9 protein-coding genes are annotated in these 11,879 nt (G+C 59.8%); 8 read left to right on the top strand and 1 reads right to left on the bottom strand.

Annotation, left to right across the window (positions count from 1 at the left end):
* From D8U18_RS08630 to D8U18_RS08605, 6 genes are all read left to right on the top strand, one after another.
* On the top strand, positions 1-459 hold a 459-nt coding region (locus tag D8U18_RS08630; protein WP_131107448.1), incomplete at its 5' end, for a sigma-70 family RNA polymerase sigma factor.
* 102 nt (positions 460-561) lie between these two features.
* Positions 562-1,527 carry a FecR domain-containing protein gene (locus tag D8U18_RS08625; RefSeq protein WP_131107447.1) on the top strand — a complete coding sequence of 322 codons (966 nt, stop codon included), beginning with the start codon at positions 562-564 and terminating at the stop codon, positions 1,525-1,527.
* 122 nt (positions 1,528-1,649) lie between these two features.
* Complete coding sequence (locus tag D8U18_RS08620) at positions 1,650-4,241, top strand: TonB-dependent receptor (protein ID WP_130931472.1); 2,592 nt, start codon at positions 1,650-1,652, stop codon at positions 4,239-4,241.
* Positions 4,242-4,357: 116 nt separating this feature from the next.
* Positions 4,358-4,966 carry a biliverdin-producing heme oxygenase gene (locus D8U18_RS08615; protein ID WP_131107446.1) on the top strand — a complete coding sequence of 203 codons (609 nt, stop codon included), beginning with the start codon at positions 4,358-4,360 and terminating at the stop codon, positions 4,964-4,966.
* A gap of 160 nt (positions 4,967-5,126) precedes the next feature.
* Positions 5,127-5,516 (top strand): YbaN family protein, encoded by a 390-nt coding sequence (locus D8U18_RS08610; RefSeq protein WP_056852640.1) that lies wholly within the window; start codon positions 5,127-5,129, stop codon positions 5,514-5,516.
* A 200-nt stretch (positions 5,517-5,716) separates the two neighbouring features.
* Positions 5,717-7,855: a methyl-accepting chemotaxis protein gene (locus D8U18_RS08605; protein WP_131107445.1), complete on the top strand. Its 2,139-nt coding sequence runs from the start codon at positions 5,717-5,719 to the stop codon at positions 7,853-7,855.
* Positions 7,856-8,054: 199 nt separating this feature from the next.
* On the opposite strand, the gene arcD (D8U18_RS08600) is transcribed toward D8U18_RS08605, so the two are convergent.
* Positions 8,055-9,482, bottom strand: coding sequence for an arginine-ornithine antiporter (arcD, locus tag D8U18_RS08600; protein ID WP_056852641.1), 1,428 nt, complete (start codon positions 9,480-9,482; stop codon positions 8,055-8,057).
* A 422-nt stretch (positions 9,483-9,904) separates the two neighbouring features.
* Here arcD (D8U18_RS08600) and arcD (D8U18_RS08595) point away from each other — a divergent pair, with 422 nt between their 5' ends.
* Positions 9,905-11,332 carry an arginine-ornithine antiporter gene (arcD, locus tag D8U18_RS08595; RefSeq protein WP_131107444.1) on the top strand — a complete coding sequence of 476 codons (1,428 nt, stop codon included), beginning with the start codon at positions 9,905-9,907 and terminating at the stop codon, positions 11,330-11,332.
* Positions 11,333-11,355: 23 nt separating this feature from the next.
* Positions 11,356-11,879 (top strand): arginine deiminase family protein (locus D8U18_RS08590; RefSeq protein WP_241664311.1); only part of this gene is annotated, 524 nt, incomplete at its 3' end.

Raw genomic sequence — 11,879 nt, 5'->3', positions numbered from 1 at the left:
CTGGAGCGAATGGTCAACAATCACAGCACCGCCGAAGACCTGTTGCAGGAGACCTACCTGCGAGTGACCCGCGCTCTCAGTGAGCGAGCCATCGATCATCTTGAACCGTTTGTCTTCCAGACTGCCCGCAATCTGGCACTGGACCATTTGCGTGCGCGACGCATCCATTCTCGGACCATGGTCGAGGACGTGCCCGTGGACGTGGTGCAAAGTGTTGCCGCCCCCGCCAGCAGCGCCGAAGACGCCGCCCATGCCGAACAATTGCTCGAGCGTCTGAACGTACGCCTCAGTCAACTCAGCCCCCGTCAGCAACAGATTTTCATCCTCAGCCGCCTGCACGGTCACAGTTATCTGGAGATTGCTGAAAAACTCGGCGTTTCGCTCAGCACCGTGCAGAAGGAGCTGAAACTGATCATGACGATCTGTATCGGCGTCGCCGAACGGTCAAGCGGCCACTGAACCGGCTGCGGCTCGACGGGTCTGGTCATCAGGGCTACCCTTGCCGCTCTTTTCAGTTTCACTACAAAAACAGCCGTGCACAGACACTGCCGAGGAAACACCGTGACGGACACCCACCGCTCCCCTTCGCCCTCACCGGCGCAGGCTACTGCAGACGCGATGGACCAGGCCCTGGACTGGCTGATCGTGCTGGACAGCCCGAGCGAAGAGCAGACGCGCCAGTTCCATGCATGGCTTGCGGCGGACCCGGCGCATGCCGACGCGTTCGCCAGGGCCCAGGCGATCTGGAACGGCCCGCACGTCACGCAATGCGCGCAGAACCTGGCTGCCCGCCCCGCCAAAGTCACCGTGCTGGCTCGCCTGCGCCCGCACTGGAAACCCTTGGCCACGGCGGCCGTGCTGATCCTCGGTCTGTTCAGCTTCAGCAATCTGCCCATGCGCCTGCAGGCCGATCACCTGACCGTGGTTGGCGAGCGCCAGCGTCTGCAACTGGAGGACGGCTCGAAAGTCCTGCTCAACACCAACTCGGCGTTTTCCAGCACCATCAACGACCAGCAACGCCAGGCACGTCTGTTTCAAGGCGAGGCATTTTTCGAGGTTCAGCCCCATCGTGATCGGCCGCTGGAAATCAACGCGGGCCTGGTTACCGCCAGCGTGCGCGATACGGCATTTGCCGTGCGCTACCTTGACGGCGTGACCCAGGTTCGCGTGCAGCGCGGTGATGTCGACTTGCGCGCCACCCATGACGACGCACGGGTTCGCCTGACCGCCGGAGAGAGCATCCGCATCGGCCCCAACGGCTTCGACCGCCCGGCCAAGCTGGATGCAGCCACCGACCTGGCGTGGGTCCAGGGGCGCCTGGTGTTTGAAAACTGCCCGCTGAACCAGGTGCTCGCTGAGCTGCGTCGTTACTATCCGGGCTGGATCATCAACAACAACGAGCAGTTGGCCGCGGTTGCCGTGACGGGAAATTATCGTCTCGATCAGCCGCTGGACGTGGTTCGCTCGCTGGCCCACATCACTTCCGCGCAACTGAAGGAATACCCGGCGCTGGTGATCTTGAACTGAATGAGAATTATTTTTACTCGATAGCCGTTCCCCGTACGTCTCGTTATAGCTAATGCAATTGATTCGCATCTAAACCTGCCAATCAGCACCTATAAAGATTCGTGCGACACGGAGCGCTATCGATGTCCTCTCGCCTTACCCGCCAATCCCCTTCACCTTCCCGTGTGCTGTCGCTGCTGACCGCCGCCATCCTGATGGCCGGCAGCGCCCCGCTGATGGCGGCTACTGCTACCGAACAGCAGACCCGCAAAATGGGCGACTACGCATTCACCATCGCGCCGCAATCACTGGTCTCGGCACTCAATGCCTTTACCGCCGTGACAGGCTGGCAGGTAGGCTTGCCGGCCGAGCTCGCGCAAGGGGTCGCTTCGCCGGGTGTGCGCGGGTCGTTGCCTGCGGACAAAGCCCTGGATCGCCTGTTGGTGGGGACCAACCTGAGTTATCGCAAACTGGGTGACAACAACATCGTGCTGGAGCGTAGCACCACCGGCAGCGCGCTCAATCTGCAACAGACGACCATCAGCGCCACCCGCCAGGAGCAGTCGGTGGACAGCGTACCCAGCACGGTCACTGTCCACACGCGCGAAGAACTGGACCGCAACAACGTCAATACCATCAAGGATCTGGTGCGCTACGAGCCGGGCGTTTCGGTAGGCGGTGCCGGCACCCGCGGCGGGATCAGCGGCTTCAACATCCGCGGCATCGACGGTAACCGGGTTCTGACCCAGATTGACGGGGTCGAAGTCCCCAACGGTTTCTTCAACGGCCCCTATGCCAAGACCCAGCGCAACTACGTCGACCCGGAAATCGTCAAACGCGTCGAGATCCTCCGCGGCCCCGCTTCGGTGCTCTACGGCAGCAACGCCATCGGCGGCGCGGTCAGCTACTTCACCCTCGATCCGGACGACATCATCAAGCCCGGCCAGGATGTTGGCGCACGCTTGAAGACCGGCTACAGCTCCGCTGACGAGAGCTGGCTGAAATCCGCCACCGTGGCCGGTCGTGCCGATCAATTCGACGGCCTGCTGCATTACAGCCAGCGCGACGGTCACGAAACCGAATCCTATGGCAACAACAACGGTACCGGTCTGAGCCGCACGGCGGCCAACCCGGAGGACGTACGCACCAGCAACGTCCTGGCCAAGGTCGGCTGGAATTACCAGGACGACGCACGCCTTGGCCTGACCTACGAGAAGTACAAGGACGATCGCGATAGCGACCAGAAAAGTGCCTATGGCGGCCCGTTCTTCGAGGGCGCCCCCACCATCCCGGCGAGCATTTTGCCTGGTGGCATGTACCAGTGGCGCACCGGTAACGACACGATCACCCGCGAGCGTTTTGGCCTGGAACACAGCTTCGCCCTGGACAGCCTGCTGACGGACAATATCAAGTGGAGCCTGAACCATCAGATTGCCAAGACTGACCAGAGCACCGACGAGTTCTATTTCCCGATCACTCGCCAGGTACTGCGAACCCGCGACACTCTCTACGAAGAAAAGCAGTGGGTGTTCGATTTGCAGCTGGATAAATCTTTCAGCATTGCCGACACCGAGCACTTGCTGACTTACGGCACCACCCTCAAGCAACAGAAAGTCACCGGCTCGCGCAGCGGTAACGGCACCTGCCTGGCGGTCGGTCGCGGCTGCACTGCCATTGGCGCCAGCAGCCCAGCGGACGTGCTGAAAAAATCCTCGGATTTCCCAGACCCGACCATCAACACCTACAGCGTGTTCGCCCAGGATCAGATCAGCTGGAACAAGTGGACCTTCCTGCCGGGCTTGCGCTACGACTACACCGAACTCAAGCCGGATATCACCGACGAATTCCTCAACACCGTTTCGGCTGACGGTCGCGGCACCGTCAGCGACGAAAACAAGACCTGGCACAAAGTCTCGCCCAAGTTCGGCCTGACCTACGCCCTGACAGATCACTACACCTGGTACGGCCAGTACGCCGAAGGCTTCCGCACCCCGACCGCGAAGGCGTTGTACGGGCGTTTCGATAACACCGCGGCGGGTTACAGCGTGGAACCCAACCCGGACCTGGAACCGGAAAAAAGCCAAAGCTACGAGACGGGCCTGCGGGGCAACTTCGAGCAGGGCTCATTCGAAATGGCGGTGTTCTACAACAAGTACCGCGACTTCATCAACGAAGACGCTGTCACTCCGGGTTATGACCAACCGACCTTCCAGAGCGCCAACATCAAGCACGCCACCATCAAGGGCGCGGAAATCAAGGGTCGCCTGAACCTCGATACCTTGGGTGCGCCACAAGGTCTCTATACCCAGGGCTCGGTGGCCTACGCCTACGGTCGCAACAACGACAATGGCGAGCCGATCAACAGCGTCAACCCGCTGACCGGCGTGTTTGGTCTGGGTTACGACCAGGACAACTACGGCAGCTTGCTCAGCTGGACCCTGGTGAAAAAGAAGGACCGCGTCGACGACAGCAACTTCAAGTCGCCGGACGGCGTCAGCAGCCAGTTCAAGACGCCGGGCTTCGGCATCCTCGACCTGACCGGGTTCTACAAGGTGACCAACGACGTCACCCTCAGCGGCGGCATCTACAACCTGACCGACAAGAAGTACTGGCTGTGGGATGACGTGCGCGGCTACGACAGCGTCGGCGAAGCCTCGGTGACCCAACCGGCCAACCTTGATCGCCTGACCCAGCCGGGTCGCAATTTCGCCATCAACCTGATCTGGGATATCTGACTGGCCTCACCTCTCTGCGCGGCTTCACAGGGCTGCGCAGTGAGGTTTTTTTACTGCCTGGCCCAAGCTGATTCGTCTCGTTAACAAGCGTTTCTTTTTCTTCCAAAGGATTTGTCATGACCACTCAGGACACCGTTCAATCCCCGAGCCTGCGTTCCCAACGCCTGAACCAGATCACCCACGAGCCCCACACCAGACTCGATGCCCTGGTCAAAGCCCACGCGCCTTTTGAATCCCGGGCCAGCTTCGCCCGCTTCGTGGTGGCGCAGTACCTGTTCCAGTCGGAGCTGGTGTCGCTGTACAACGATGCTCAACTGATCGCCATCGTCCCGGACCTCTGCGCTCGCTGCCGCGCCGAAGCGGCCAAGGCCGACCTGGCGGACCTGGACACCGACGTTCCGGCACCGGTCGCCGGTGCGGTGAACAACCCAGGCAAGGCCGAAGCGCTGGGCTGGCTGTTCGTTTCCGAAGGCTCGAAGCTGGGTGCGGCGTTCCTGATCAAGCGTGCCGTGGGCCTGGGTTTGAGCGAAACCTTCGGTGCGCGGCACTTGGGCGAGCCGGCCGGTGGTCGTGCGCAAGGCTGGAAGAGCTTCGTCAAAACCCTCGATGGACTGTCGCTCAGCGCAGAGGAAGAAGCCGAACTGGATAAAGGCGCCATCGATGCGTTCAATCGGTTCACGGTGTTGCTGGAACAGGCGTATTCGACGATAGCAGAACCGGCCTGATTCATGTCGGTCCCCTGTAGGAGCGAGCCTGCTCGCGATGACGGACTGACATTCAATAGAGATGTCGACTGTAAGACCGCTATCGCGAGCAGGCTCGCTCCTACAAGGAACCGAGTCAGCCTGAAAATCCCGATCCGCTTCACACGCGCCCTCTGAGCCCATGCCCGCCTCCTCAAAACTAACCCGCGTTCTCTTCGGCCTGCTGGCCTACGTCAGCCTGGGTATCGGCTTGATCGCCATCGTCATTCCCGGCCTGCCCACCACCGAATTCATCCTGCTGGCCGCCTGGGCCGCCACTAAAAGTTCGCCACGCCTGAGTGCCTGGCTGGAAAGTCATCGATTGTTCGGTCCCATCCTCAGCAATTGGCGCAACGGCAGAATCATCGCGCGCCGGGCCAAAGTCAGCGCCACGGTCAGCATGCTGTTATGTGCCGGTCTCATGCTGGTAATGCTCGACCATGGCTGGCCGATTTATCTGGCGATCGTCGGGATGGGGCTGGGTAATCTGTGGATCTGGTCGCGGCCTGAATCGCCGACGCGACGCACCTGAATGCACCGCGATTTTTCCTGTTTTTGAGCCTGCTTTCGGCACATTTTCCCGCGCAAACGTTCAACCATGACCGTTCGTCGGCATGCTGCTCATGCGATCTCGGCTTCGCGCCGATGTGGATGGAATGGCGCTAAATGGATTTGGCGGATCGAGCCGCTCCGGCTCACAGCCAACTCTTCATCCATTCGCGAGCTCGCCCCATGTTCGACTCACTGTCCATCCGCCTGAAAATTGTCCTGCTCTCCGGCCTCTGCCTGCTCGGCGTCGTCGCGTTGATCGTGGGCATGAACTTCTATCAGACCAATCAGAACGATGAACTGGTCAGCGACTCCAGCAGCAGAATGCTCACCGCCAGCGTGCAGGACTTGCTGCAGGCCAAGGCCGCCGAGCAAGCGGTTCGGGTGCAGAAGACGTTCGGTGAAACCCTGACGGTAGTGACCGCGTTGGCGGATCAGATCAACGACATGCGCAACCTCGCCGCCAAGCGCTCGCTCGAGCCCGGTGCCCTGCGCGAAGAGTTGAACCAGAGCTTGAAGACCGCATTCGAGCGCAACAGCAAAGTGCTGGGGATCTGGCTGGCGTTCGAACCCAACGGCCTCGACGGCAAGGACAGCGAGTTCGCCAATGATGCAGCCCGACAGTCCAACGAGGCGGGTCGCTTCGCTACGTACTGGAGCCGCGCCGGGGGTGAAGCGCTCAATACCATCATGGTCGAAGAGGACATGACCAAGACCACGCTTAACCTCAGCGGCACGCCCTACAACATCTGGTACACCTGCCCGCGGGACAGCAAGCGCACCTGCCTGCTCGACCCGTACGCCGATACGGTCGGTGGCAAGGAAGTGTTGATGACCACCATTTCCGTACCGCTGCTGGTGGAGGGCAAATCCATCGGCGTGGTCGGTATCGACATCGCGCTCGACGCCCTGCAAGCCGCGGCGGTCGACTCCCAGCGTGAACTGTTCAACAGCGCCGGGCACATGCTGATTGTCTCCGGCACGGGCGTCATGGCGGCCTACAGCGTCGACGCCAGCAAAGTCGGCAAAAGCATCGGCGATACCCTGGGCGCTGATGGCAAGGATGTCTTGCAACTGCTCGGCGCCGGCACCGCGAAAATTCTCCAGCAGGGTGACCTGATCCGCGCGGTGTACCCGGTCAGCCCGATTGCCGATTCCAGAGCCTGGGGCGTGGTCATCGACCTGCCCAGGCAAGTGCTGCTGGCGGATTCGGTGAAGCTGCAATCAGTGCTCGACGACGCCCAGCAAACTGGCACGATCAAAGCCATTGTGGTGGCGATCATTGCCGGCCTGATCGGCTTGCTGCTGATGTGGCTCACCGCTTCGGGCGTGACCCGGCCGATCAACAGCGTGGCCGACATGCTCAAGGCGATCGCCAGTGGCGACGGCGACCTGACCCAGCGTCTGCACTACAGCAAGAAGGATGAATTGGGCGAGCTGGTCAGTTGGTTCAACCGGTTCCTCGACAAGCTGCAACCGACCATCGCGCAGATCAAGCAAAGCATCACTGACGCTCGCGGCACCGCTGACCAGTCTTCGGAAATCGCCCGTCAAACCAGCGAAGGCATGCAGGTGCAGTTCCGCGAAATCGACCAGGTCGCCACCGCTTCCAATGAGATGAGCGCCACCGCCCACGACGTCGCCAACAGTGCGTCGAATGCGGCAAGCGCCGCCAAAGGCGCCGATCAATCGGCCCGCGATGGCATGCAGATCATCGAGCGCAGCACCCGCGACATCAATCAATTGGCTGATGAAGTCAGCAAGGCCGTGACCGAGGTCGAGGCACTGGCAGTCAACAGCGAGCAGATCGGGTCGGTGCTGGAGGTGATCCGCAGTATCGCCGAGCAAACCAACCTGCTGGCGCTCAACGCGGCGATCGAAGCCGCGCGTGCCGGCGAGAGCGGTCGTGGTTTTGCGGTGGTGGCTGACGAAGTGCGCAACCTGGCCAAACGCACCCAGGACTCGGTGGAAGAAATTCGCCTGGTGATCGAGCGTATCCAGAGCGGCACACGCGGCGTGGTTGCCACCATGCATTCAAGCCAGACACAGGCCCACAGCAACGCCGGGCAAATCCAGCAAGCGGTGCAGGCCTTGAGCAAAATCAGCGACGCAGTCACCGTGATCAGCGACATGAACCTGCAAATCGCCAGCGCCGCGGAACAGCAAAGCGCCGTAGCCGAAGAGGTCAACCGCAACGTCTCGGCGATCCGCACCGTCACCGAAACCCTGACCGGCCAAGCTACCGAATCGGCGCATATCAGCAGCCAACTCAACAGCCTGACGACCCAGCAAATGAAGTTGATGGATCAGTTCCGCGTTTAAAAACGCACCCGGCAGGAGCAAAGCTTGCTCGCGATAGCGCAGGGTCAGACACTGCATAGCTGACTGTCACGCCGCCATCGCGAGCAAGCTAAGCTCCTGCAAGGGGTTTTCATCAATCTATGCTCGGCCTCTCGATGCGCAAGCCCTTCGATGCGAGCGGGCTCACTCCCGCAGGTTGATGCATTCCATGCAGGAGTGCTCACAACCTCAACACCCCGCTGTACAGCCCATAGGCTGCCAACCCGGCACCGCAGATGACACAGGTGAATATGCCCTTCTCGACCGGTGTGAACAGCGGTTTACCCTGTTCACGCCTGGCCTTGGCGAACAGGATCACGCCCGGCGCATACAGCAAGGCCGAGAGCAGCAAATACTTCAAACCACCGGCGTACAACAACCACACCGCGTAACTCAGGGCGACGCCACCGATCAACAGATCCTTGGTCCGTTCTGCCGAAGCGTGCTCATAGGTTTCACCGCGCCCGCTCAACAACACCGCATAGGCCGCCGACCACAGATACGGCACCAGAATCATCGACGAGGCCAGGTAAATCAGGCTGGTGTAGGTGCCGGCGGAAAACAGCGTGATCAGCAGGAACAGCTGAATCATCACGTTGGTCAGCCATAGCGCATTGACCGGCACATGATTGGCGTTTTCCTTGGTCAGGAACGCCGGCATGGTCTTGTCTTTCGCCGTGGCGAACAGGATCTCGGCACACAGCAGCGCCCACGAGAGCAACGCGCCCAGCAGTGAAATCGCCAGACCCACGCTGATCAGCAACGCGCCCCACGGGCCGACGATATGCTCCAGCACCGACGCCAGCGACGGGTTCTGCAAGGTGGCCAACTCCGGTTGGCTCATGATGCCCAGCGACAACACGTTGACCAGCACCAGTAACGCCAACACACCGAGAAAACCAATGACCGTGGCCCGCCCCACATCCGAACGTTTCTCCGCCCGCGCCGAATAGACACTGGCGCCTTCGATACCGATGAACACAAAGACAGTGACCAGCATCATGTTGCGCACCTGGTCCATCACGCTCCCGAAACTCGGGTTGCTGCGCCCCCAGATGTCACGGGTAAACACATCGGCCTTGAACGCCACCGCAGCAATCACGATGAACAGGATCAACGGCACGATTTTGGCCACCGTGGTCAGCAGGTTGATGAACGCCGCCTCTTTGATTCCGCGCATCACCACAAAATGCACCGTCCACAACAGCACCGAGGCACAGGCAATGGCAATCGGCGTATTGCCCTCGCCGAAAACCGGAAAGAAAAACCCCAGCGTGCTGAAGAGCAAAACGAAGTAGCCGACGTTGCCCAGCCAGGCGCTGATCCAGTAACCCCATGCCGAGGAAAACCCCATGTAATCGCCAAAGCCGGCCTTGGCGTAGGCGTACACCCCCGAGTCCAGCTCCGGTTTGCGATTGGCCAGGGTCTGGAACACAAACGCCAGGGTCAGCATGCCGACGGCGGTGATTGCCCAACCAATCAATATCGCACCGGCATCGGCTTTGGCGGCCATGTTCTGCGGCAAGGAAAATATTCCACCGCCAATCATCGAGCCCACTACCAGAGCGATCAGGGCGCTCAGGCGAAGCTTTTGCTGGGTTTGCGACATTGTTGCGCCTCCAATGGCTCGGAAAATACCGGGTTATCTTCTTATTATCTAATTGGGTAGAGCGTAATAACCTTTATTCGTTAACGCCAATTTACGACTCTTACTGAGCGCTTATAGATTTACCCTTTTTTATAGCGATTCGCTTTAACCGTGCCCCTCAATAAAACTATTTGCTACTGAAATTACCTCCGCAAAGTTTGCGTCCGCCTAAAAACGAACTAGCGTCATAAAGCAGCAACACGATCCGTTAAATACTTAAAACACGACGCCTCTAGGACAGGCTTTTCAGAATGCTGACTTGTGCCTGCGAATAATTGGTGAGCTTTTATCCACAATGTGAGCATGCACTGATCCATGTCAGCTGATTGAGTTGTAAACAGAACCAAGCTGTTAACCCTCTTCATCTGCAATGGAGTCATGCAATGTCTGAAACCCCTGGAAAACTTCGACTGGGAGCACTGGTTGCCCTGGTAGTTGGTTCAATGATAGGTGGAGGGATTTTTTCTTTGCCACAGAACATGGCCGCCAGTGCTGACGTCGGCGCCATTCTGATTGGCTGGGCCATCACCGCCGTGGGTATGCTGACGCTCGCTTTTGTGTTCCAGACCCTGGCCAACCGCAAGCCTGACCTCGACGGTGGTGTCTACGCCTACGCCAAGGCCGGCTTCGGCGACTACATGGGCTTTTCTTCCGCCTGGGGCTACTGGATCAGCGCCTGGCTGGGCAACGTCGGCTATTTCGTCCTGCTGTTCAGCACCCTGGGTTACTTCTTCCCGGTTTTCGGTGAGGGCAACACGGTGGCTGCAGTGATTGGCGCCTCTGTCCTGCTCTGGGCCGTCCATCTGCTGGTGCTGCGCGGGATCAAGGAAGCCGCCTTCATCAACCTGGTCACCACCGTAGCCAAGATTGTGCCGCTGGTGCTGTTCATCCTGATTGCCGTGTTCGCGTTCAAACTGGACATCTTCACCGCCGACATCTGGGGCCTGAAAAACCCTGACCTGGGCAGCGTGATGGATCAGGTGCGCAACATGATGCTGGTCACCGTCTGGGTGTTCATCGGCATTGAAGGTGCGAGCATTTTCTCGGCGCGTGCGGAAAAACGCAGTGATGTGGGTAAGGCCACGGTGATCGGCTTTATTTCCGTGCTGCTCATTCTGGTGCTGGTGAACGTGCTGTCGCTGGGCATCCTGACTCAACCGGAACTGGCCAAGCTGCAGAACCCGTCGATGGCCGCCGTGCTCGAGCATGTGGTGGGTAAATGGGGGGCGGTACTGATCAGTGTCGGCCTGATCATTTCTCTGCTTGGTGCGCTGTTGTCATGGGTGCTGCTGTGTGCGGAGATCATGTTCGCCGCCGCGAAGGACCACACCATGCCGGCCTTCCTGCGCAAGGAAAACGCCAATCAGGTGCCGGTCAATGCGCTGTGGCTGACCAACGCCATGGTCCAGGTATTCCTGATCATCACGCTGTTCTCGGCCAGCACTTACCTGTCGCTGATCTACCTCGCCACCTCGATGATTCTGGTGCCATACCTGTGGTCGGCCGCCTATGCCCTGCTGTTGGCGGTACGCGGCGAAACCTATGAAGGCGCGGCGAGTGAACGGCGGAAGGATCTGATCATCGGCGCCATCGCGTTGATTTACGCGGTCTGGCTGCTCTATGCCGGCGGAATCAAGTACCTGCTGCTCTCGGCCCTGCTCTACGCACCCGGCGCCATCCTGTTCGCCAAGGCCAAGCTGGAACTCGACAAACCGGTGTTCACCAACGTCGAGAAACTGATTTTCGCCGCGGTGGTCGTGGGCGCGCTGGTAGCGGCCTACGGTCTCTATGACGGCTTTCTGACCCTGTAATTTGTAGCTGGAGGATCACTGAAATGACCACGGAAAAAGTTAAGTACGGCGTCCATTCCGAAGCCGGCAAATTGCGCAAAGTCATGGTTTGCTCCCCCGGGCTTGCCCACCAGCGTTTGACCCCGAACAACTGCGACGAACTGCTGTTCGACGACGTACTGTGGGTGGCGCAGGCCAAGCGCGACCATTTCGATTTCGTCACCAAGATGCGTGAGCGCAATGTCGATGTGCTGGAAATGCACAACTTGTTGACCGACATCGTCGCCATCCCCGAAGCTCTGGACTGGATTCTGCAACGCAAGATCACCGCCGATTCGGTGGGCCTGGGCTTGATCAATGAAACGAGTTCATGGCTGCGCAGCCTGGAGCCGCGCAAGATCGCCGAGTTCCTGATTGGCGGGGTCTCTGCCGATGACCTGCCGGACAGTTTCGGCGGCAAGACCATCCAGATGTTCCGTGAATTCCTCGGCCACTCCAGCTTCATCCTGCCGCCGCTGCCCAACACCCAGTTCACCCGCGACACCACCTGCTGGATCTACGGTGGCGT

The sequence above is a fragment of the Pseudomonas sp. Sample_10 genome (assembly GCF_004321495.1).
Taxonomy (GTDB): domain Bacteria; phylum Pseudomonadota; class Gammaproteobacteria; order Pseudomonadales; family Pseudomonadaceae; genus Aquipseudomonas.
This window is presented reverse-complemented; position numbering and strand designations above follow the sequence as displayed.